The organism is Natronococcus sp., assembly GCF_047921035.1.
GTDB lineage: Archaea > Halobacteriota > Halobacteria > Halobacteriales > Natrialbaceae > Natronococcus.
On the sequence record NZ_JBLRWX010000064.1, the window covers coordinates 1 to 21658 of the forward strand.

Below are 21658 nucleotides of genomic sequence, written 5' to 3' on the forward strand. Positions count from 1 at the left end.
ATTTACCGGCGCAACCGCCACACAGGTCGCGGTTGCGCCGGTAATGACTTACAGTAAACCGTATGAGCCGCGGCTGTTCGCGATCCGCCCGTATTGCTCCATGTTGACTTGACCCATTCGTATAGTTACGAGCCGCGTACCGTCACGGAGCCGTTACCGTTCGATTTCGAAGCAGGTGGCAGCAATTGCCGTACAGAGACAGCGTTATGTGCGTCGAGTTCGCACACCTGGTAATGAACGCACGAGTACGAAAACCGACGGTACGGGTATGCGAGCAGTGTGATCGAAGCGAGCGATGGGACGAAGACCTCGGAGCGTGGCAGCTCGTTCTCGAGGACGGCGAGAAACGGGTCGGCAACCCCCACTGTATTCACGAGTGGGATATCACCGGCACGTTCAATCCGATCGCCGGAAACGGCGACAGCTGAACCCGTCGGAGCCGTCGTCCCCGTCCGGTGTCGTCGATCGACCACGCTTTTGTCCGTCACTGCCGTACCCGCGAGCATGCCGACCGTCTACGTCACGGCGCCGCCCGAGGCGGCCGAACGGATCGCCGAAACGTTGCTCGAGGAGCGACTGGCGGCCTGCGTCAACGAGCTGTCGACGACCTCGACCTACCGATGGGAGGGTGAGATCCACCGCGACGAGGAGTCGGTCCTGCTCGCCAAAACGACCGACGACGCCTACGACGAGCTCGTCGACCGCGTTCGTGAGCTCCACCCCTACGACGTTCCGTGTATCGAGCGGTTCGACGAGGTGCACGTCCTCGAGTCGTTCGCCGAGTGGCGCGCCGACAGCGTCGAGTAGCGTGCGCCAGTCGGTGACAGGCTCGACTACCCGAAAAAGCAATCCTTAAAACTCGCGCACGGGTTGTGACGGGTATGGCTGGAACCATCGAAGTGCTCGTTCCGGGTGGCCAGGCCAACCCTGGCCCACCGCTCGGTCCCGAGCTCGGACCGACCCCCGTCGACGTGCAGGCGGTCGTACAGGAGATCAACGACCAGACCGAAGCGTTCGACGGCACCGAAGTGCCCGTCACCGTCGACTACGACGACGACGGCTCATTCGAGATCGACGTCGGCGTCCCGCCGACGGCCGCGCTGATCAAGGACGAGGCCGGCTTCGACACCGGCAGCGGCGAACCCCAGAAGGACTTCGTCGCCGACCTCTCGATCGATCAGGTGAAGACGATCGCCGAGCAGAAACACCCCGACCTGCTCGCCTACGACACGCGCAACGCCGCGAAGGAGGTCGTCGGTACCTGCGCCTCGATGGGCGTTACCATCGAGGGCGACGACGCCCGCGAGTTCAAGGAGAAGGTCGACGACGGCGAGTACGACGACGCGCTGTCGGCGTAACGCGCTCTTTCGTTTTGCGGCTTTCCGCGTGACCTCGAGCCCCAGCCATCGCGACGGCTCCTCGGGGGGTCGCCACGAGGCCGGTTACCCCGGCCGACGCGCGAGGAGGTCCAGATTGTGCGCGACGAAGACCAGCTCCTCGCGCTCGAGGTCGTTCCGTCGACGTTCGAGCCACCGCCGTCGCTCGGCGGACTCGAGGTCGCCGACCCCAGATTCGCGCTCGGCGGATTCGAAGTCGGCGAGCGCGCCGTCGATCGTCTCGAGCAGGCTCTCGAGAAAGAGTCGTTCGTCGCCGGAATACCCCTCTTTCTCGCCACGAGGTCGAGCGATCCAGTCCGAGCCGCCGGCCTCGAGCACCGACCAGCCGGCGTCGGGAAGCCGCCACAGCAGCTCGCGACCGACCCGACTCCCGCCGGCCGATCGCACCGCGTCCATGTGATGGTGGTAGTGGCGTTCGATCCGGTCGTCGAGCGGATCCCGCGGCGCGAACGTCGTCCCCCCGTCGAACGTGATCGGGGCGTACAGCAGACCGCCGGGCTCGAGCAGTCCCTCGATCGCCGGGAGCGCCCGCTCGAGGTCGACGATGTCCAGCACCGCCGAGGCGATCACGGCGTCGGCCCGGTCCTCGATCTCGAACCCGTCGGCGACCTCGAGCGTGACCTCGAGTCGCCGTCCGTCCGAGCGAGCCACTAGCGTCGTCCCCCCTGGATCGTCCTCGAGTCGTTCGACCGCGTAGCCCGCGTCCTCGAACCACTCGGGGACGCGCTCGCGTGCGTATCGAACGCTTTCTGCGTCCCGGTCGACAGCGCGGTAGGTGACCTCGGTCGGAAGGCGGTCCCACGCCGCCAGCCGAGCGATCATCGTCCCGATCCCGGCGCCGATCTCGACGATCCGAACCGGACTCGAGCGCGCGTCGAGCCCCTCGGCGAAGCGCTCGAGCACCCGCCGGTTCAGCGCCCGATCGTCGACGGTTCGCTTCGCCTCGAGGTACGTTCGCTGGTCGGTCATGGGCTCGTCCCCCTACTCTCGGCGCCGGGCGACTCGAACTCCTCCTCGAGCCCACGCTGCAGGAACGACCGAACGGACTCCGCCGTCTCCGTCCACCAGGGGTGGGCCGCCGCGGTCTCGAGCGCTCGGGCACCGAGGGTCGCGAGCCGGTCCCGGTCGGTGGCGAGTTCCTCGAGACGGGCCGCGATTCGGTCGGGGGCTTCGGGCGCGACGAGAAAGCCGTTCTCGCCGTCGGCGACGAACTCGCTCGCACCCCCGTTCCGGCTGGCGATCGGGACGACGCCGAACTCCATCGCCTCGAGGTAGACCATGCCGAACGCCTCGTGTCGAGAGGGGACCGCGAGGACGTGGCTCCGCTCGTAGACCGACTCGAGGGCGTCGTCCGGAACCCGGCCCGCGAACTCGACCCGGTCGGCGACCTCGAGCGTGTGGGCTCGCTCGCGCATCCGCCTCGCGTACGCGGGGTTCGTGTCGGGGCTTCCGACGACCGTCAGCTCCCAGTCGCCGTCGAGCCGGGAGAGCGCCTCGAGCAGCGCCTCGAGGCCCTTCCGTGGAACGAGGTTCCCGACGAACGCGATCCGAAGCGGGCCCTCCCTCGCGCGGGCGACGACCGCCGAGCGGTCGACCGGGACCGTCTCGTGGCGACCCGCCGGGCGGGCGACCGTCGTCGGCAGGTCGACCAGCTCGGCGACCCGGTCTCGGGTGTGTGCGCTCGTGCAGACGGCCGCCTCGACGGTCTCGAGGTAGCGTCGCTCGCGGTCGCGGATCCGCTCTCGCTTCCGACTCGCGAGCGAGGGGTCGTCCGACTGGAGGTTGTGGACGATCGAGACGACGAGTCCGGGCGCCTCGAAAAACCTATTGTGGGTGGCGAGCCGATCGTAACAGAGCTCGTCCTGCAACAGGACGTCGAACGGACGGTCGAGCCGGGCGCGGACGGCGTCGTCGGGCACGGCCGAGAGGACGATCACCTCGACGTCGTCGCCTCTATCTTCGAGTTCGGTGATGAGCCGCCGATCGTACCGGTAGCCGCCGGAGGTCGCCTCGAGGTCGTCCGGGACGACGAGTCCGACATCCATCTACAGCTCACGCTCGTGGGCGACGCGGGCGACGTCGTCCTCGGCGATCTCGATTCGGAGTTCGGTCGCGCCGTCGGGCTCGAGTTCGTCGAGCAGGCGGTCGCCGAACGCGCGGGCGAACCGCTCGGCGCTCGGGTTCGTTCCCTCGAAGGCGGGCAGATCGTTGAGCAGTTCGTCGCGGTAGCGGTCGGCGACGACGTCCATCGCGGCCGTCACCGCGTCGATGTCGACGAGGTACTCGAAGCGGTTCAGCTCCGGCCCTCGGAAGGTCGCTTCGACGGTAAAGTGGTGGGAGTGGGGCTCTCCCTCCGGACCCGGATCGGGCACAGTCAGGTAGTGCTGGGCGACCAGCGACCGGTCGACGGAGACGGCGTACATACGGCGAGCTACGAGCGGGATCGTGTAAACTGCTGTGCCCGGACGCCTACTCGCGTCGAAGGGTCCTCGACCACTCGTTCCCGCAGTCGGCACACGTCATCGTCGCGGTCACTTCCGCTCCGTCCCGGTGTTTCTCGATCTCACCCGCCGTTCCGGACTCGCAGCTCGGACAGCCCGCTCTGATCTCTCGGTCCATACGCTGTCCTCGTGAGCCATCGGGATCAACGACGGGATTGCATACCGACACGTTTGCGCGGAATCGAACGAGGCGCTCACTCGTACGTCAACAGCACCTGGATCGTCGACTCGGGCCGATTTTCGAGGCGCTCGTAAGCCGCTGTGGCGTCCTCGAGCGGGAACTCGTGGCTGACCAGCCGGCCGAGTTCGAGCTCCCGAAGTCGGTCCCAGGTCGTCTCGTGGCGCCGGTCTCGGTCCCACCGTCCGGAGAGATCGGGCGCGATGGTGCTCACCTGGCTGCTCCGGACGTCGATCCGGTTGCGGTGGAAGCGACCACCGAGGTCGACCGTCGCCGGCTTCGTCCCGTACCACGAGCCGACGAGGACCCGGCCGTCGAACCCCGTCGTCGAGATCGCGTCGTCGAGCGCGTCGGGGTTGCCCGACAGCTCGTAGGTGAGATCCGCCCGTCCGCCGGCGACCGCGGCGAACCGCTCGGCGACCTCGCCCGCGTCCGGGTCGAGGGCCCGATCCGCGCCGAACGTCGCCGCGAGTTCGCGGCGTCGCTCGTACCGGTCGAAGACGACGAGGTTCTCGAGGGGGAAGCGGGCGAGCAACGCGGTCGTCAGGAGCCCGACGACGCCCTGTCCGAACACGGCCACCCGCTCGCCCAGCAGCGGCCGACCGTCGAGGACGAACGTGACCGCCGTCTCGAGGCTCGCGAAGAGCGCGGCCTCGCGTGACTCGACGGTCTCGGGAACCGGAAGCAGCTCCTCGGGAGGGAGACAGAAGTGGCTCTCGTGGGGGTTGTACGCGAACACCCGGCGGTCGAGCCAGTCGTCGTCGACCCGGTCGCCGACCGCAGTTACGGTGCCGACGGCGGCGTAGCCGTACGAGAGCGGGTAGGAGAGATCCCCGTCGAGGGCGTCGAGTTCGGCGTCGGCCTCGAGGTCGGACGGCGCCTCCCCGCGGTAGAGCAGTCCTTCGGTCCCGGCGCTGATCGCCGAGACGGCCGTCCGGACCCGGACCTCGTCGGGATCGGGATCCGCAACCGGCTCGGTTCGGACGGCGACCGTTCGGGGTGCGGTAAAGCGGAGGCGGCGCGCGTTCATCCGTCCCTCGCGTCGTCCGTTCGGACGACGACGTCCGATGTATCGGGGAGAGCGATCACTGTACGGAACGGTTCCGCGGGGAGACACTTGGTCGTTGTCCGTGCTACCGGCGGCCGTATCCGCAGACGGCGAGCCAATCCCGACAGAAGTTCGCGAGGAACGGCACCATCACGACCGCGCCGACCGCGTAGGAGATCGTTCGGCCGGGAACCGGTGCCAGCGCGAGCCAGACGGCGGCCATCGCCAGCGCGCCGAGCGGGCGTCGCAGCCGGCTGGGGGGCAACTCGAGCACCGGCCGACCGCGTCGCCGTCGCCACCACGAGCCCAGCACGAACAGGTACCGGGCCGCACCGACGGCGACGAACGCGAGCGGAACCGCGTCGGCGACGACGGCGACGACCGAGCCGACGAGGACGACCAGGCCGTCCATCTCGACGTCGAGTCGCGCGCCGAGTTCGGTCGCCGAATCGGTCGCCCGCGCGAGGAGGCCGTCGACGGCGTCGAGCCCGGCCGCCAGCGCGAAGAGGATCGCCGGCGCCCACGCAACGGGGCCGGCGGGCGTCGGGACGACGAGGAAGCCGGCCAGAACCGCAACCGCCCCGCCGCGTGCCAGGGTCACCCACGTCGCGGATGTAAGCGGCCGGGCGCTGGCGCGGTCGATCGTCCGGAACAACAGCGCGGACTCGAGGGCGAGAACGCCCGCGACGGCCCCCAGAAAGGCGATCGTCGGCCCGCCGGGCCAGCCCGTTTCGAGGGCGAATAGCGCGAGGATCGCGGACGTGACACAGCCCGCCGTGGCCCGTCCCCACTGGGGGACCGTCCGGCGTCGCCGCTCGAGGGGATCGGTCGTCACGGCTCTCGCTCCCCGCGGACCAGCAGGACGGCGAGCGCGACGATCAGCAGCGCCTGTGCGACCTTGTCGACCGCGCCGGAAACGGTGACGTCGGCGACCCCGGTCGGCTCGTTGACGAGGTACCACAGCACGACCTGGGCGCCGGTGAAGGGGATTCCGGCGAGATAGACGAGGCGCCGTCGACGGTCGGCGAGGACGAGCCAGATCCCCAGCAGGAAGCCGGCGGTCGCGACCAGGAAAGCGCCGCCCATCCAGTGGGGCAGAAAGGACAGTCCGAGGAGCAGGTGGACCGCGGCGGTGACCGCCGCCAGCCCGATCGCCGCCCAGTGGGTCGGCGTGAGCGACTCGAGGTCGAGGTCGGCGGCGAGGTCGGCCATACGGTTCGTTACCGGAAGCGAGGAAAAACCCCTTTCGGCGCGCGGGCTCGTCGCCCAGCTACGGGCCGGAGACACACGGGCAGGACAGTTCGACGGGTTTAAGTCCGGCATCCCACTTCGTTCAACAGAGACAGGCGCAGCCTGTTTCACTGACCCGTAGGAGCACTCCTGCGTACTACGGAGGTGAACGATGGCAGATTCGGATATTCAAACAGCAGTCACTCGCGCACTCGAGGACGCACCCGATCGGAACTTCACCGAGACGGTCGACCTCGCGATCAACCTGCGCGATCTCGACCTGAACGAACCGTCGAACCGTGTCGATGAGTCGGTCGTCCTGCCGTCCGGAACCGGCCAAGAGACCAAGATCGTCGTCATCGCCGAAGGCGAGACCGCAGTCCGCGCCGAAGAGGTCGCGGACGAGGTCCTTTCGGAGAGCGACGTGGCCGATCTGGACGACGACGAGGCCAAAGACCTCGCGGACGAGACTCAGTTCTTCATCGCCGAGGAGGCGATGATGCAAGATATCGCTCGACACCTGGGTACCGTCCTGGGTCCTCGAGGGAAGATGCCGGACCCGCTCGGTCCCGACGACGACGTCGTCGAGACCGTCAACCGGCTCAAAAACACCGTGCAGATCCGTTCGCGGGACCGTCGCACGTTCCACACGCGCGTCGGTGCCGAGGACATGGACGCCGAGGACATCTCGGACAACATCGACGTGATCCTCCGGCGCCTGCACGCCGACCTCGAGAAGGGGCCCCAGAACATCGACTCCGTCTTCGTAAAGACGACGATGGGGCCGTCCGTGGAGGTGGCCTAAAATGAGCGCGGAGGCCGAACGCAAGACCCAGAACCTTCCCCAGTGGAAGAAAGAGGAGGTCGGCGAACTCAGCGAGCTCATCGAGAGCTACGAGAGCGTCGGCATCGTCGGCATCGCCGGCATTCCGAGCAAACAGCTCCAGGACATGCGTCGCGACCTGCACGGCAGCGCCGAGCTGCGGGTTAGCCGCAACACCCTGCAGGTCCGCGCGCTCGAGGAGGCCGGCCTCGGTGACCTCGTCGAACAGATCGAGGGCCAGGTCGGACTCGTCGGCACGAACGACAACCCGTTCGCGCTCTACAAGGAGCTCGAGGCGTCGAAGACCCCCGCCCCGATCAACGAGGGCGAGGTCGCGCCCAACGACATCGTGATTCCCGAAGGGGACACCGGTGTCGACCCGGGGCCGTTCGTCGGCGAACTCCAGAGCGTCGGCGCCAACGCCCGGATTCAGGACGGCTCGATCCAGGTCATGGAGGACTCGACGGTCCTCGAGGCCGGCGAGGAGGTTACCGCCGACCTCGCGAACGTCCTCAACGAGCTGGGTATCGAGCCCAAGGAAGTCGGGCTCGACCTTCGCGCCGTCGTGGCCGAAGGGACCCTCTTCGACCCCGAGGACCTCGACATCGACGTCGAGGCCTACGAGAGCGACATCCAGGCGGCGGCCGCCGGCGCCCGGAACCTCTCGATCAACGCGAACTACCCGACCGAGGCGACGGCGCCGACCCTCATCGCGAAGGCCACGGGCGAGGCCAAGAGCCTCGGCCTGCAGGCCGCGATCGAGGACGAGGCGCTCATGCCCGACCTCGTCAGCAAGGCCGACGCGCAGCTTCGCGCGCTCGCGGCCCAGATCGACGACGAGGAGGCCCTGCCCGAGGAACTGCAGGGCGTCGAGGCACCCGCCGAGTCCGCGTCGGCTGACGACGCGGACGAGGCAGACGAATCGGCAGACGACCAGGAAGCCGAGGCCGACGAGGCCGACACCGACGACGATGACGACGACGAAGACGGCGGTGGCGGCGGCGAAGGGCTCGGCGCGATGTTCGGATAACTAACTCGAGGTAACTACAATGGAATACGTTTACGCTGCACTCATCCTGAACGAGACGGACGAAGAGATCAACGAAGACAACCTGACGAACGTGCTCGACGCCGCGGGCGTCGACGTCGAGGAGTCCCGCGTCAAGGCGCTCGTCGCCGCGCTCGAGGACGTCGACATCGACGACGCGGTCTCGGAAGCCGCTGCCGTCCCCGCTGGCGGTGCCGCCGCAGGCGGCGCCGCGGGTGGCGCTGCAGCCGACGAGGGCGCAGCCGACGAGGAAGCCGACGAGGCCGACGAGGCCGAAGCGGAAGAAGACGAGGACGACGACGAGGACGAGGACGCCGGCGGCGAGGGCCTCGGCGAGCTCTTCGGCTAAGTCGCGACGCGACGAGTTCGACCATCCCGATTTCTTTCGGCGCAACGACCCAGTAGCTACTTCTCCGCGTCACGTGAATAGCCGACCGTGACGACCGCAGTGTACTTTGATCTCGACGGGACGCTCTGTACGTACGACGTCCCGTTCGACGAGCAGTTCGCGACAGCCGTCTCGCCCTACGGCGAGCCGACTGACGCCGCCTACGAGGCCTACCTCGAGCGGCTGTTCGACGCACTCGAGCGGTGCGAGCCCGAGCCCTACCGCGGGGCGTTCGAGGCCGTCCTCGAAACCGTCGATCTCGACGCGACGGCGGGGACACTCGCCCGTGAGTACCGCGAGACGGAACTCGAGGCGTCCGTCGTCTCGGCGGACGCGCTCCGGGTGGTCGAACGGGTCGCAGAAACCACCATGACCGGGGTGCTGACCAACGGTGCAGGACCGCAACAGCGGGCGAAACTCGAGCGCCACGGGCTCGCGGATCTCGTCGACGAGGTGCTCGTCTCGAACGACGTCGGCGCCGGGAAGCCCGAGCCCGAAATCTTCGACCTCGCGAAAGAACGACTTCCCGCCGACGAGCACGTCTACGTCGGCGACAGCTACGATGAGGACATCGCTGGCGCCCGGTCGGCGGGGTTCCGAACGATCTACGTGAACGAGAACGGAGGCGACGCGAACGCTGCCGACGCCGCCGACGCGGTCGTCTCGAGCGTCGACGAGCTACTCGACCCGACCTCGCTTCCGTCCGCGATCGGGACGCCGTTCGAGCCGCCGAGACGATAGCGCTCGAGCCACTGGTCCGCGGGTTTAAATCACAGGACGCGGCCAGATCCCTCGATGGTCGGCCTCCCAGTCGAGTTCGTCGGCGACCCCGGACTGGCGCTGCGATTGCTCGCCTGGATCATGGCCGGTGCGATGCTGGGGACGATGAGCGGGCTCGTGCCCGGACTCCACGCCAACAACTTCGCGCTGTTGCTCGCCGGGGTCGCCCCCGCGGTTCCCGGGCCGCCGCTGTTCGTCGGCGCGGGGATGCTCGCAGCCGGCGTCGTCCACACCTTTCTGAACGCCGTCCCCGCGATGGCGCTGGGCGTTCCCGACGCCGAGATGGCGGTTACCGCCCTGCCGGGCCACCGGATGGTGCTCGCGGGACGTGGGTACGAGGCGATCCGACTCTCGGCACTCGGCAGCCTGCTCGCCGTGCTCGTCGCGATCCCGCTCGCGGTGCCGATCACCTGGGGCGTGACCGCGGCGTACCCGACGATCAGGAGCAACCTCTCGCTCGTGCTCGCGGCGATCGTCGTCGCGCTGATCGCCTCCGAGCGGACCTGGCGCGGACGAGCCGGCGGCGCGCTCTCCTTTACGCTCGCGGCGATCCTCGGCGCGGCGACGCTCGACCTCTCGCCGGACGCCCCCCTCGAGGCCGGCGGCACCCTCGCGCCGCTGTTCGCGGGGCTGTTCGGCGCGCCCGTGCTGATCGACGCGATTCGGGGCAGCGGGATCCCGCCCCAGGAGTCGGCGACGATCGCGATGCCGCGCTGGCTCGTCGGCGCGACCGCGGTCGCCGGCGCCGTCGCGGGCGCGGTCGTCGGCTACCTGCCGGGGATCTCCGCAGCGATCGCCGCCGTCGCAGTGCTCGTGTTCGTCCCCGGCGACGCGGGCGACCGGGGGTACATCGTCGCCACCAGCGGGGTCGACACCGCGAACACGATCTTCGCCCTGTTCGCCCTGCTCGCGATCGGCCAGCCCCGAACGGGCGTGATGGTCGCCTTCGAGAACGTCGGCGCGCCCCTCGAGCTTCCGGTCTTGCTCTCGGGCGTGCTCATCGCCGGCGTCGTCGGCTTCGTCGTCGTGATCACCGCGGGAGACGCCTACCTCGAGCTCGTCGGCCGGACGGAGTACTGGAAGATCTCGGCGGCGGTTCTCGGACTGCTGGTCGTCCTCTCCTATCTCTTTACCGGCCTTCTCGGGATTCTGGTCTTCGCCGTCGCGGCGACGATCGGGATGGTCCCGGTTCGGCTCCGGGCGCGACGGGTCCACCTGATGGGAGTGCTGATCGGACCGCTGATGCTCGGGATCTAACGATCAACAACGGTGCGACGTCGTCTCGAGCCGTCGATCGGTCACGTTTCCGGTTATGTAAATTACTAATAGTTGGATATGGTGTCGTACGACTCGAGGGCTCATGGTTGACGCTACTATCGACGTTCTGTACCGCGGCGGACTCGAGTGCGACCAGAACTACATGATCGAGGGGCAGACCCTCGGCACACACGACGAGCCGAATCCGGACATCGACTACGAGGAGATCCCCGTTTGGAACCTCGTAATCGATCATCCGGAGGGAACGATCCTCTGGGACACCGGCTCGCACCACGACGCGCTGGACGGCCACTGGCCCGAGGGGCTCGCGCAGGCGTTCTATCCCCACGACGCTCACGAACATCGGCTCGACGACGACCTCGAGGAGGCAGGGTACGGCCTCAGTGACATCGACGCGGTCTTCCAGACCCACTTGCACCTGGACCACGCCGGCGGCCTCGAGTTCTTCGACGGCACTGATGTCCCGGTTTACGTCCACGAGCGGGAGCTCAAGTTCGCCTACTACAGCGCCAAAACAGACGAGGGCAGCAGCGCGTATATCCTCGAGGACTTCGACCACGACCTGAACTGGCAGGTCATCCATCAGGATCGCGAGCAGCACTTCGAGGGTGTCGAGTTCGTTCGGCTCCCGGGACACACGCCGGGGCTGACGGGAACCGTGATCCACCTCGACGACGAGGGAACGATCGTCTTTACCGGCGATCAGGTGTACCAGGCGCCGAACTACGAGGACGAGGCCCCGCTGGGCGCCGGCTTGCTCTGGGGGAAGACCGAGTGGTTCGACAGCCTCAGACGGATCAAGGAAATCGAACGCCGCCACGACGCGGAGGTCGTCTACGGTCACGACTCGGATCAGTTCGCCGAGATCGAGGACGGCTGGGGACGATGACGACGGGCTACGAGCGCTCGGTTTCCGCACCCGAGCACGAACTTCGGCCGGAAACCGTCTGGCACCTCCAGATGCCACAGATCCGGTGTGGCCGCGACGCCGTCGAGGAGCTGGCGTTCCAGCTGGCCGATCTCGGCATCGACGCCGGCGACGATCCCCACGGTCTCGTCGTCACCGACGAGAATCTGGTCGAGATCGGCCACGTCGATCGAGTGACGGATCACCTCGAGGACGCGGGCTACGACGTCACCGTCTGGGACGGCGCGGAACGCGAGCCGTCGATCGAGAACGTCGATAGCTGTATCGAGTTCGTCCGCGAGAACGAGGGCGAGGCGGGGTACGATTTCTACGTTGGCTTCGGCGGCGGGAGCTGTATCGACGTGGCGAAGGCGACCCGGGCGGTGATTGCCAACGGCGGCCAGGTGCTCGACTACATCGCCGAACCGACGGGCAACGGCGACGCGCTGACCGACTCGGGACCACCGCTGGTGCTCGTGCCGACGACGGCCGGGACGGGGGCAGAGATCTCGCCCGTCGCCATCCTCTCCGTCGAGGAAAAGGAGATCAAGGAGGGGATCTCGAGCAACCACGTGCGGGCCGACGCGGCGCTCCTCGATCCGACGTTCACGACGACGTTGCCGCCGGAGATTACGGGAAAGACGGCGATGGACGCGCTGGGTCACGCCATCGAGGGGTACACGACTCATCCGTTCGACGGGCTCCTGCGAGCCTCGGATCCCGACTCCCGGCCCGTCTACGCCGGCCGAACCGAACTCACCGAGATGTTCTCCGAGAAGGCGATCGACCTGCTGTCGAGCAACGTTCGGACGGCCGTCCATAACGGGGACGATCTCGAGGCCCGGGAGGCGATGCTCGAGGGCGCCCTGTTCGGCGCGATCGCGGGACTGACGGCCGGTGCGAGCCTCTGTCACGCGATGGCCTACCCCGTCGGAAACCGGTATCACACCTACCACGGCGAGACGATCGCCGTGTTGACGCCCGCCAGCACGCTCGGCTACAACGCCGCGAGCGATCCCGAACGGTTCGCCGAGGTCGCCGACATGCTCGGCGCCGACACCGACGGCATCGGAACGCGGGAGGCGGCCGACCTGGCCAGATCGGAGTACGTCCGGCTCCAGCAGGACCTGAACGTCATCCCGAGCGGGCTCGCCGAACTCGCCGACGTCAGCGAGGAGGACGTCGACTGGCTGGCGACGCAGACGGTCGAAACCCAACAGCGGCTGTTGCGGTGTAACCCCCGACCCGTGACGAAGGACGACGCCGCCGACATCTTTCGGGACGCGCTGCACAACTGGGAGTGACGTCAGATCCGCCTCACGATCCTCGAGCCGCCACGAGTTCCTCGACCCGTTCGCTCGAGACCCGGTTCGTCGTCTCCCCGCCCTCCTTGAGCGCCGTGCCGACAATGATGCCGTCGGCGCCGGCCTCGAGGCAGTCCCCGACCGTCTCGCTCGTCACGCCGCTGCCGACGAGCACCGGCACCTCGAGTCCGTGTTCCGAAAGTGTCCCGGAAACGCGCTCGACGTCCTCGAGGGCCGTCTCCGCGCCGGTACCGGAACCCGAGACGATCACGCCGTCGGCGCCCCCGCGCTCGGCTGTCTCGAGGGCCGCCCGTCGAACGTCGTCCTCGCCGACGGGCGTCGCGTGTTTGACGTGGACGTCCGCGAGGACGGCGACGTCGGCGTCGATCCGCTCGCGGAGACGCATGGTTTCGTGGGCCCGGCCCTCGAGGACGCCCTGATCCGTGGCGGCCGTCCCGACGTGGACGTTGACCCGGACGAAGTCGGCGCCGACGGCGACGGCGACCGACAGCGCGGCCTCGGCGTCGTTGCGGAGTACGTTGATCCCGACCGGGACGTCGATCGCGTCGGTCAGCTCTGCGGCGATAGCGGTCAGCTCCGCCACGGTGTGAGTCGGCACGTCCTCGGGGTAGAACGGTGCGTCCCCGAAGTTCTCGACGACGATCCCGTCGATCCCGCCGGCCTCGAGTGCGCGGGCGTCCTCGAGTGCTCGCTCGCGGATCGCCTCGCGGCCGGCGTCCGGGTCGTACTCCGGAGCGCCCGGGAGCGGGGGCAGGTGCACCATTCCGAGAACGGGACGGGAGGTGTCGAAGCGCTCGAGGAAGTCCGTGGTCATACCGGCACTGTTCCCGCGAGCGGAATAAGCGGTCCGTTCTCCACTCTCACACCGGCAAGGGCGTCGGCCTCCGGGGTGGTTAACCCTCGAGAGCCGTAACGACGACCGATGTCAGAGCTGTTCTCGACGCTGTCGCTGCGCGATCTGGAGGTACCGAACCGGCTCGCCGTCTCGCCGATGTGCCAGTACTCCTGTGAGCCCGACGGGCTGGCGACCGAGTGGCACCGGGTCCACCTCGGCAGCCGCGCCGTCGGCGGTGCGGGAATCGTGATGACCGAGGCGACGGCCGTCGAACCCCGCGGGCGGATCACGCCCGCCGACCTGGGAATCTGGAGCGACGAGCACGCCGCGGCGCTCGAGCCGATCACCGAGTTCGTCCGCGAGCAGGGCGGCGTGCCCGCGATCCAGCTCGCCCACGCGGGCCACAAGGCGAGCAAGACCCGCCCGTGGGAGGGTAACGTCCCGATCCGACCCGAGGAGGACGACGAGGGCTGGGAGGTGCTCTCGCCCTCGCCCGCGGGGTATCCGCCCTTTGACGGCGACGACCCCTCGATCCGGAAGGCGACCCACGGGGATATCGAGGACGTCATCGACGCCTACCGGACCGCGGCCGAGCGCTCACTGTCGGCGGGCTTCGAGATCGCTGAGGTCCACGCGGCCCACGGCTACCTGCTCCACGAGTTCCTCTCGCCGGCGACGAACCGCCGCGAGGACGAGTACGGCGGGAGCTTCGAGAACCGCACGCGGCTCGTCCGCGAGGTGACCGCGGCCGTTCGGGAGGTCTGGCCCGACGACAAGCCCGTGTTCGTGCGGATCTCGGGCACCGACTGGCTCGACAACCGTCCCTCGTGGGATCTCGAGCAGTCCGTTCGGCTGTCCGGGGAACTCGAGGAACTCGGCGCCGACCTGATCGACGTCAGTTCGGGCGGGCTCCACCCCGACCAGAACCCGACCGGCGGGCCGAACTTCCAGGTCCCTCTCGCCGAACAGATTCGGGCGGAGACCGGGATCGCCGTCGGTGCGGTCGGCGGAATCACCGAACCCGAGCAGGCCGATGCAATCGTTCGGAACGGCCGCGCGGATCTCGTCCTTGTCGGTCGGGAGTTCCTGCGCGATCCGTACTTCGGGCTCCGGGCCGCCGCCGAGCTGGCGGACGAGCCCGAGTCCTGGCCGATCCAGTACCGACGCGCTGTCGAGTAACTCGGACCGGCTCGAGTCCGGCCGCGCTCGAACCCCTCCCGTATTTCAGGAATCACCGACAACGTTCTCGTTCTTCGACACCAAGGGGTTCCATGACGCGATCGACGCGAACGCGACGAACGGTGCTGAAAACCGCAGGTGCAACTCTTCTCGTGACGACGACGGCCGGTTGTTCTGGCGACGACGGCGACGACGATGACGACGGTGGCGCCGAGGAGACCGAGGACGAACAGAACCCGACGCTGATCCTCCAGGAGGGCGAGGAGTACGAGATCGGCTGGACGGAGGGTGACGGTACCCGGCACAACATCGAGATCTGGGACGAGGACGGCGACGTCGTCGAGGACTACGAGACCGACCTCACCGACGACCCCGGCGACGACCAGATCCTCTCGATAACCGCGGCCGAGGAGATGGCCGCCTACCGCTGTCGACCCCACGGCAGCATGGAAGGCGAGATCCGCGTCGAGTAGGCTCTCTTCCGGCGTGATCCCGTACTCATTTCGATCGAGGTATTGGAACGAATCGACCGACTCGGACCCGGAGCGGTTCGAAGCGGACGGCTCGCGATGACGACCCTCATACGGTTTCCTGTAAGTCATTACCGGCGCAACCGCCGTACGGGTCGCGGTTGCGCCGGTAAATCGTTACAGCAATCCGTATCAGTCGTCGGTCGTCGAGATCCCGGCCTCCTCGCGGGGACCGCTCTCGATCCGGAACCCGTCCCCGCGCGGGGAGTGTACGCGCTGGGGGTAGGGGATCGAGATGTCCTCCCGGTCGAATGCGGCCGCGACCGACTCGATGACCGCGGTGCGGGCGTCGTGGGTGCGACGCTTCGTCGGGTTACCGATCCAGACGTGACACTCGAGCAGGATCGAGGAGTCGCCAAAGGCCTTCGTGACGACCTGGGGGTTCGGCGAGTCCTTGATGATCTCGCAGTCGTCGACGGCCTCGACGATGATCTCTCGAGCCCGCGAGACGTCGGTGTCGTAGTCGACACCGACTTCGACCTCGACGCGAAGCTGGTTGTTCCGCGAGTAGTTCGTCAGCTGGCTGCTCGTAACTTCGTCGTTGGGGACGAGGACGTGTTTATCGTCGAAGGTCTGGATCTTGGTCGTAAAGATCGTCACGTCGGTAACGATCCCCGTCGTCTCGTTGACCTCGATCCAGTCGCCCACGTGGAACGGCCGGGAGAACAGCAGGACGAACCCCGCGAGCATCGCCGCCAGCGTCTCGCGGGCGGTCAGCGCGACGATCGCGGTGATCGCCCCCGCACCGAGGAAGATGTTCGTGAGGTTGATCCCCCACAGCGAGAGGATCACCGTCGCCGCGGCGGCGATGATCGCGACGTCGGCGACGTGGTGGGCGACCTCGCTCTGGTGTTTCGTGACCGCACTCTTCTCCGCGAGCGCGTCGATCGACCGGTTGACAAAGCGGATCGTCAGATACGCAGTGGCCGCGATGCCGAGCGTGATGATTTGCTGGGCGGCCTCCCAACGGTCGATCGTCGCCGACTGGAGGGTGAACTCGAGGACGAACAGCACGCCCCAGATCGCGCTGAAGCTGTAGACGACGATCGCGACGACGATTCCGAGGATGAGCAGCGAGACGACCTCGCCGAGCTTCCGCCCGTATCGACGTCGGAGCGCGTCGTAGACCCGGGAGGCGCTCGTCGCGCCGACGACGATCAGGATCACCAGCAGCGCCGTCGCGAACAGCTGCGCCTCGGCGGTATCGAGATACGTCTCCTGAAACCACTCGACGGCGTCGGGCTGGAGCACCAGCTCGAGCGGAAGCGACGACGGACGGCCGGAGGGATCGACGGGCATGCGGACGGGACCTGTCAGACGAACGGGGTGCCGAGCAGTAAGCTCTTATGGTCCCGCCGCGGAGGGCGGCGTCGGTCCGCGAGCGTCCCGGTCGCTACTCCCCGTCGACCCACTTGATCGAACAGCCCTGGGACGGTTGCCACTCGAGGTCGACCTCCTCGCCGGCGAGGACGCTCTCGATGGCCTCGCGGACGTGGAACCGGGTCGGCTCGTCCTCGGGGTTCAGGGCGTCGTCGAGTCGACCCTGATAGACCAGCCGGAACGTCCCGTCCTGGCGACTGAACAGGAACGGGTCCGGCGTACAGACCGCGCCGTAGGCTCGGGCGACGTCCTGGCTCTCGTCGCGGAGGTAGGCGTCGTAGGAGATCCGACCGTCCGCGACGTACTCGCGCATCTTCTCGAGGGAGTCCTCGGGGTACTCCTCGGCGTCGTTGGGGTTGATCCCGACGACCGAGACGTCGTCGTACTCGTCGGCCAGTTCGTTCAGCAGGTCGAACTTCGCCTGCGCGTACGGGCAGTGGTTGCAGGTGAACACGAGAAGCAGCGCCTCGCTGTCGGCGAAGCTCTCGAGCGTGTACGTCTCGCCGTCCGCGCCCTCGAGTTCGAAGTCGGGGGCGGCGTCGCCGGCCTCGAGTTCGGAGTCGGATTCCTGGAGCGTCATACTCGTACGTAACAGCCATTCGCTCTTATAGGATGCGCCACGCGCCATCGAGTCGCCGCCGAACGGAACGACGCCGGGTTAGGAGTCGTCCGTCTCGATCGGCGGGTTCAGGTATAGTAACAACTGCAACGATTTACACACTGATCGCACAGCCGTCGTGCGATCAGGTGTGCATCGACTTGCAGTGGCTACTATAACACGCGTCGACGATCACGAGGACCCCGACGAGTGCTGCCGGAACGAGCGACTGTTCCAGACCCAGGTCGTTGACATCCTCCCCGCGCTAAAGCGCGAGGATTCCACCGTGGGGGTTCGGCTACGCCGAGTCCCCGGCGGTAACTTGCGGGTGTGTATGCTCCTCGTTGGGACGGTAAGCGCGTGGTGACGCCGACCAAGTGTGGTCGTCCCACTTGAGGCATACGGGCCGTGCCATCGGCCGTGGTACGTTCGATTCGTGGCGTTGGAGGAACGTCTCCGACGCGGTGAGGTCCGCGTGGCCCTCGAAGCCACACGGACACGTGAGCGTGTCTCGGTGCCGAGTCGTGTTCTCGGCCGAACCGCAGTTCGGACACGTCTGACTCGTCCACGCTTCGGGGCGGACTTCGACGGTGATGCCGAACTCCTCGGCGGTACACGCCAGCCGGTCGATGAACGCCCGGAACGCCCAGAAGTTGTGCGTCTTCGCGTTCGCTCGCACCGACCAGTGTGTTTCGAGCACGTTGGTGACGTCGCCGACGTACACCGTCGCTACACCCTCTTCGTACAATCGCTCGAAGAGGTCGCGCCCGGAGGAGTGCGACTGGAAAAAACGATCGGCAATACGCTGCAGGTTCCCGACACGACCCTCGAGGGATACTCCCTCTCGGACGTCCCCGACACCGATCCGGGTGACGAGCTCGCTCGCGGGTAGTATTCAATTCCGAAAGCTCAACAATATATTTGTACCGCGGCCCTGATGAGTTCCGTATGCAGACACTCGAGGTTACCGACGAGCAGTACGCGATCGTCCAGCAGCTACGCGAGGAGATCGGCGAACACGTCGTCGGCAAGTACGGCTGCGTCAGGGAACGCGACGCCGTGCAGTTCCTGATCGACAACCTCCACGACGAGCTCGAACTCGAGCCCGGAACGGCGAGCGACGACGTGGAGGTGAGCGAGGACGTCGCGGTCGACGACGGCGGCGACTCGGACCTGCAGACGGTCTCGTACGACGAGACGGAGTCGGTCGACGAGGGAGCCGACGGAAGGGCCAGCCCCGCCGACGAGGAACTCGCGGGAACGCCCGGCATGCCGTCCGACGGTGAGCCCGGCGACGAGCCCGAGTCGCTCGACGATGGCACGAACGGTGACGACGACCCCGAACCGCTCGGCGACGGAACGGACGGCGCCGCCGACGACGACGAGATGTTAGACGAGATGATGAACCTCCTCCGGACCCACGACGACAAGTGGGAGGAGGCGCCGTCGGGCGAGGCGAGGTACGCGGTCACGCTCCCGGACGGCTCGGTCGAGACGGTCCAGACGAAAGACGACGTTCGTGCGCTGCTGTTCAAGAACTATCGTAATCGTTGAAAGTCAGTGCACTCCCGATCGCGAATCAGCGGCCAGGTGATCGATGCTGGTCGCTCGAGTGCGAGCGGTGAGTAACTCGTTTCAACGACGACGATACCGGTCGGGCGACACCCCCGCCGTCCGCAACCCGCCGAACGCAAAAAACCGGGGATGGACAACGTTTTACTTCGCCCTCGCGCTTGGGAGGGATATGAGCGAACGCGAGGTGCTCGAGTTGCTCCGTGAGAACGCGCGGTACTCGGCCGAGGATATCGCGCGAATGACCGACCTCGAGGAGCGCGAGGTCGAGGAGACCATCCAGGAACTCGAGGCGGCGGGCGTAGTTCGTGGCTACCAGGCGGTCGTCGACTGGGACAAACTCGAGGACGAGCGCGTCCGGGCCGAGGTCGAACTCAACGTCCACCTCGACCGCGAGACCGGCTACGGCGAGATCGCCGAGCGCCTCGCGCGGTTCCCGGAGGTGACCGCCCTGCGGCTGGTCAGCGGGGACTACGACTTCGACATGGAGGTCGAGGGCGACTCGATCCGCGAGGTCTCGCAGTTCGTCAGCGAGAAGGTCGCTCCCGTCCCCGAGATCACCCAGACGGTCACCCACTACGTGATGACCTCCTACAAGGAGAACGGAATCGAGTTCGGCGACGGCGAGGAGGACGACCGACTCTCGTTCTCGCCATGACGTTCGAGCTCTCCGAGCGGGTCCAGGAGGTGCCTCCCTCGGGTATCCGGCGCTTCTTCGAGATCGCCGAGGAGCGCGACGACGTCATCTCGCTGGGCGTCGGCGAGCCCGACTTCTCGACGCCGTGGGCGGCCCGCGACGCCGCGATCGCCTCCCTCGAGCGGGGCCAGACCTCCTACACCGCAAACCGCGGGACGAGGGAACTCCGCGAGGCCATCGGCGAGTACGTCGGAGATCGGTTCGACCTCGAGTACGACCCCGCAGAAGAGATCCTCGTCACCGCGGGCGCGAGCGAGGCCGTCGACCTGGCGTTCCGGGCGTTCGTCGACCCCGGCGACACCGTCGCCGTCGCCCAGCCCTCCTACATCTCCTACGAGCCGGGCGTGATCTTCGCCGGCGGTGAGGTGCTGTCGGTGCCGACAAAAGAGGAGGACGAGTTCCGGCTCACTGTCGACGCCCTCGAGGCGGCGGGTGCCGACGAGGCCGACGTCCTCGTGCTCTGTTACCCGAACAACCCGACGGGCGCGATCATGCGCGAGGAGGATCTCGAGCCGATCGCCGAGTTCGCCCGCGAGCACGACCTGACGGTCCTGTCCGACGAGATCTACGCCGAGCTAACGTACGGCGGCGACGGCGAGGACGGCGTCGATCACACGTCGATCGCGACCCTGCCCGGGATGCGCGAGCGGACGATCGTTTTCAACGGGTTCTCGAAGGCCCACGCGATGACCGGGCTGCGGCTGGGCTACGCGCTCGGCCCGAGCGAGGCGATCGGTGCGATGAACAAGATCCACCAGTACACGATGCTGTCGGCGCCGACGACCGCCCAGCACGCCGCGCTCGAGGCCCTCGAGTCCTGCGAGAGCGACGTCCGCGACATGGTCGACCAGTACGACCGTCGCCGACGATTCGTTCTCTCGCGCTTTCGCGAGATCGGGATGGACGTCTTCGAGGCCAAGGGTGCCTTCTACTGTTTCCCCGAGGTGCCCGAGGGCTGGACCGCCGAGGAGTTCGCCGAGGGCGTCCTCCGCGAGGAGGGCGTCGCCGTCGTCCCCGGGGACGTCTTCGGCCCCGGCGGGGAGGGCCACCTTCGGATCTCGTACGCGACGGGGCTCGAGGACCTCCGGAAGGCGCTGGCTCGCATCGAGGCGTTCGTCGAGAACAACGTCTAAGCTCCAGAACCTTCTTTTCCGCCGCCGACGCGGTCGTTCGTATGGCCGACTACCGCCCGATCCCGGACGACCGGGAGACCTTCCACGAGTACCGCAGCTACGCCTTCAGGCCCGAGAGGGGCGTTCCCGCGTACGATCCCGACGAGCACGAGACGGTTCGGGACGCGCGGGGCGCCCGACGGGGGATCTTCGTCGACGGCGACGATCGGCCCCGCACCGTCTGTCGACACTACTGGCTCGAGGCTCGCGTCCGGGGCGACAGCCATCCGACGGCCGGACTGGCGTCGGTCGCGACGCCCCCCGAGTTCCGCCGCGAGGGCAACGTCCGGGAGCTACTCGAGGGCTCGCTCGCGGAGTACCGCGAGCGCGGCGATCGGCTTTCGATCCTCTGGCCGTTTCGGTACCGCTTCTACCGCACGTACGGCTGGGACACCGCCAACCGGATCGTCACCCACGCCGCGTCGCCCGACGCGTTCGCGTTCGCCAGGGGTAGCGACGACGGCTCGTTTCGCCCGCTCGAGGCCGACGAGTTCGGGACGATCGAACCGGTCTACGACGCCGCGAGCGAGGGGCTGGCGCTCGAGCGCGACGAACGGTGGTGGCGCCATCGGATCTTCGGGGGCCACGACACCGACCCGTTCGTCTACGCCTACGAGCGCGACGGAGAGCCTGTAGGCTACCTCGTCTACCGGATCGAACGGGAGGACGGCGCCCGGACGATGCGGGTCTCGGAGCTAGCGGCGGTCGACCGCGAGGCCCTGCTGGCGCTGCTGGCGGGGCTGCTTGCCCCCGCTTTGCTCGCGCCACTGGCGGCTCAACCGCAGTTCCCGG

General features: G+C 67.7%; 26 protein-coding genes and 1 pseudogene. 16 read left to right on the forward strand and 11 right to left on the reverse strand.

Annotated elements, in window-relative coordinates:
• The first annotated feature begins 233 nt into the window (after window positions 1–233).
• The 3 genes from ACNA7R_RS13200 (at window position 234) to ACNA7R_RS13210 (ending at window position 1358) form a co-directional block, all read left to right on the forward strand.
• Complete coding sequence (locus ACNA7R_RS13200) at window positions 234–428, forward strand: HEWD family protein (protein WP_416284026.1); 195 nt, start codon at window positions 234–236, stop codon at window positions 426–428.
• A 76-nt stretch (window positions 429–504) separates the two neighbouring features.
• Entirely contained in the window at window positions 505–807 is a 303-nt protein-coding gene (gene cutA, locus ACNA7R_RS13205; protein ID WP_416284027.1) for a divalent-cation tolerance protein CutA, read from the forward strand.
• Between the two features lie 74 nt (window positions 808–881).
• Window positions 882–1358: a 50S ribosomal protein L11 gene (locus ACNA7R_RS13210; protein WP_416284028.1), complete on the forward strand. Its 477-nt coding sequence runs from the start codon at window positions 882–884 to the stop codon at window positions 1356–1358.
• A gap of 84 nt (window positions 1359–1442) precedes the next feature.
• Here ACNA7R_RS13210 and ACNA7R_RS13215 read toward each other — a convergent pair whose 3' ends face one another.
• From ACNA7R_RS13215 to ACNA7R_RS13245, 7 genes are all read right to left on the reverse strand, one after another.
• Window positions 1443–2366: a class I SAM-dependent methyltransferase gene (locus ACNA7R_RS13215; protein WP_416284029.1), complete on the reverse strand. Its 924-nt coding sequence runs from the start codon at window positions 2364–2366 to the stop codon at window positions 1443–1445.
• Window positions 2363–3442, reverse strand: a complete 1080-nt coding sequence (locus ACNA7R_RS13220) for a glycosyltransferase family 4 protein (RefSeq protein ID WP_416284030.1) — start codon at window positions 3440–3442, stop codon at window positions 2363–2365. Before ACNA7R_RS13220 ends, ACNA7R_RS13215 begins: the two co-directional genes overlap by 4 nt.
• Window positions 3443–3820, reverse strand: a complete 378-nt coding sequence (locus ACNA7R_RS13225; protein WP_416284031.1) for a 6-pyruvoyl trahydropterin synthase family protein — start codon at window positions 3818–3820, stop codon at window positions 3443–3445.
• Between the two features lie 46 nt (window positions 3821–3866).
• A complete protein-coding gene (locus ACNA7R_RS13230) occupies window positions 3867–4016 on the reverse strand; it encodes a hypothetical protein (protein ID WP_416284032.1) in 150 nt (49 codons plus the stop codon).
• Window positions 4017–4092: 76 nt separating this feature from the next.
• Complete coding sequence (locus ACNA7R_RS13235) at window positions 4093–5106, reverse strand: zinc-dependent alcohol dehydrogenase (protein ID WP_416284033.1); 1014 nt, start codon at window positions 5104–5106, stop codon at window positions 4093–4095.
• A 103-nt stretch (window positions 5107–5209) separates the two neighbouring features.
• Window positions 5210–5959 (reverse strand): CDP-alcohol phosphatidyltransferase family protein, encoded by a 750-nt coding sequence (locus ACNA7R_RS13240; protein WP_416284034.1) that lies wholly within the window; start codon window positions 5957–5959, stop codon window positions 5210–5212.
• Entirely contained in the window at window positions 5956–6336 is a 381-nt protein-coding gene (locus ACNA7R_RS13245; RefSeq protein WP_416284035.1) for a hypothetical protein, read from the reverse strand. The genes ACNA7R_RS13240 and ACNA7R_RS13245 overlap by 4 nt, the downstream gene beginning before the upstream one ends.
• A 190-nt stretch (window positions 6337–6526) precedes the next feature.
• On the opposite strand from ACNA7R_RS13245, the gene ACNA7R_RS13250 reads away from it, so the two are divergent.
• From ACNA7R_RS13250 to ACNA7R_RS13280, 7 genes are all read left to right on the forward strand, one after another.
• Window positions 6527–7159 carry a 50S ribosomal protein L1 gene (locus tag ACNA7R_RS13250; RefSeq protein WP_278302229.1) on the forward strand — a complete coding sequence of 211 codons (633 nt, stop codon included), beginning with the start codon at window positions 6527–6529 and terminating at the stop codon, window positions 7157–7159.
• A gap of 1 nt (window position 7160) precedes the next feature.
• Window positions 7161–8207, forward strand: coding sequence for a 50S ribosomal protein L10 (locus ACNA7R_RS13255; RefSeq protein WP_416284036.1), 1047 nt, complete (start codon window positions 7161–7163; stop codon window positions 8205–8207).
• Window positions 8208–8226: 19 nt separating this feature from the next.
• On the forward strand, window positions 8227–8574 hold the full coding sequence (gene rpl12p, locus ACNA7R_RS13260; protein WP_416284037.1) for a 50S ribosomal protein P1: 348 nt from the start codon (window positions 8227–8229) through the stop codon (window positions 8572–8574).
• A gap of 87 nt (window positions 8575–8661) precedes the next feature.
• Complete coding sequence (locus ACNA7R_RS13265) at window positions 8662–9354, forward strand: HAD family hydrolase (protein WP_416284038.1); 693 nt, start codon at window positions 8662–8664, stop codon at window positions 9352–9354.
• A gap of 54 nt (window positions 9355–9408) precedes the next feature.
• Window positions 9409–10650, forward strand: a complete 1242-nt coding sequence (locus ACNA7R_RS13270; RefSeq protein ID WP_416284039.1) for a tripartite tricarboxylate transporter permease — start codon at window positions 9409–9411, stop codon at window positions 10648–10650.
• Between the two features lie 103 nt (window positions 10651–10753).
• Window positions 10754–11560 carry an N-acyl homoserine lactonase family protein gene (locus ACNA7R_RS13275; RefSeq protein ID WP_416284040.1) on the forward strand — a complete coding sequence of 269 codons (807 nt, stop codon included), beginning with the start codon at window positions 10754–10756 and terminating at the stop codon, window positions 11558–11560.
• The gene (locus ACNA7R_RS13280; RefSeq protein WP_416284041.1) at window positions 11557–12882 is read left to right on the forward strand and encodes a hydroxyacid-oxoacid transhydrogenase; all 1326 of its coding nucleotides are present in this window, start codon (window positions 11557–11559) and stop codon (window positions 12880–12882) included. Before ACNA7R_RS13275 ends, ACNA7R_RS13280 begins: the two co-directional genes overlap by 4 nt.
• Window positions 12883–12895: 13 nt before the next feature.
• On the opposite strand, the gene ACNA7R_RS13285 is transcribed toward ACNA7R_RS13280, so the two are convergent.
• A complete protein-coding gene (locus ACNA7R_RS13285; protein ID WP_416284042.1) occupies window positions 12896–13717 on the reverse strand; it encodes a BtpA/SgcQ family protein in 822 nt (273 codons plus the stop codon).
• A 108-nt stretch (window positions 13718–13825) separates the two neighbouring features.
• Here ACNA7R_RS13285 and ACNA7R_RS13290 point away from each other — a divergent pair, with 108 nt between their 5' ends.
• Both ACNA7R_RS13290 and ACNA7R_RS13295 read left to right on the forward strand, forming a co-directional pair.
• Window positions 13826–14917, forward strand: a complete 1092-nt coding sequence (locus tag ACNA7R_RS13290) for an NADH:flavin oxidoreductase/NADH oxidase (protein WP_416284043.1) — start codon at window positions 13826–13828, stop codon at window positions 14915–14917.
• Window positions 14918–15009: 92 nt separating this feature from the next.
• Window positions 15010–15390 (forward strand): cupredoxin domain-containing protein, encoded by a 381-nt coding sequence (locus ACNA7R_RS13295; protein ID WP_416284044.1) that lies wholly within the window; start codon window positions 15010–15012, stop codon window positions 15388–15390.
• Between the two features lie 189 nt (window positions 15391–15579).
• Here the strand turns inward: ACNA7R_RS13295 and ACNA7R_RS13300 are convergent, their stop codons facing one another.
• The 3 genes and pseudogenes from ACNA7R_RS13300 to ACNA7R_RS13310 form a co-directional block, all read right to left on the reverse strand.
• Entirely contained in the window at window positions 15580–16746 is a 1167-nt protein-coding gene (locus ACNA7R_RS13300; protein WP_416284045.1) for a mechanosensitive ion channel family protein, read from the reverse strand.
• Window positions 16747–16840: 94 nt separating this feature from the next.
• Window positions 16841–17407, reverse strand: a complete 567-nt coding sequence (locus tag ACNA7R_RS13305; RefSeq protein WP_416284046.1) for a thioredoxin family protein — start codon at window positions 17405–17407, stop codon at window positions 16841–16843.
• 316 nt (window positions 17408–17723) lie between these two features.
• Window positions 17724–18281 (reverse strand): annotated as a pseudogene (locus ACNA7R_RS13310) (zinc ribbon domain-containing protein); the annotation flags it as partial.
• A 92-nt stretch (window positions 18282–18373) separates the two neighbouring features.
• On the opposite strand from ACNA7R_RS13310, the gene ACNA7R_RS13315 reads away from it, so the two are divergent.
• From ACNA7R_RS13315 to eis, 4 genes are all read left to right on the forward strand, one after another.
• A complete protein-coding gene (locus ACNA7R_RS13315) occupies window positions 18374–18979 on the forward strand; it encodes a hypothetical protein (RefSeq protein ID WP_416284047.1) in 606 nt (201 codons plus the stop codon).
• Window positions 18980–19169: 190 nt separating this feature from the next.
• A complete protein-coding gene (locus tag ACNA7R_RS13320; RefSeq protein ID WP_416284048.1) occupies window positions 19170–19655 on the forward strand; it encodes an Lrp/AsnC family transcriptional regulator in 486 nt (161 codons plus the stop codon).
• Window positions 19652–20827 carry a pyridoxal phosphate-dependent aminotransferase gene (locus tag ACNA7R_RS13325; protein WP_416284049.1) on the forward strand — a complete coding sequence of 392 codons (1176 nt, stop codon included), beginning with the start codon at window positions 19652–19654 and terminating at the stop codon, window positions 20825–20827. The genes ACNA7R_RS13320 and ACNA7R_RS13325 overlap by 4 nt, the downstream gene beginning before the upstream one ends.
• Window positions 20828–20868: 41 nt before the next feature.
• The coding region (gene eis, locus ACNA7R_RS13330) for an enhanced intracellular survival protein Eis (protein WP_416284050.1) at window positions 20869–21658 on the forward strand (790 nt) is incomplete at its 3' end.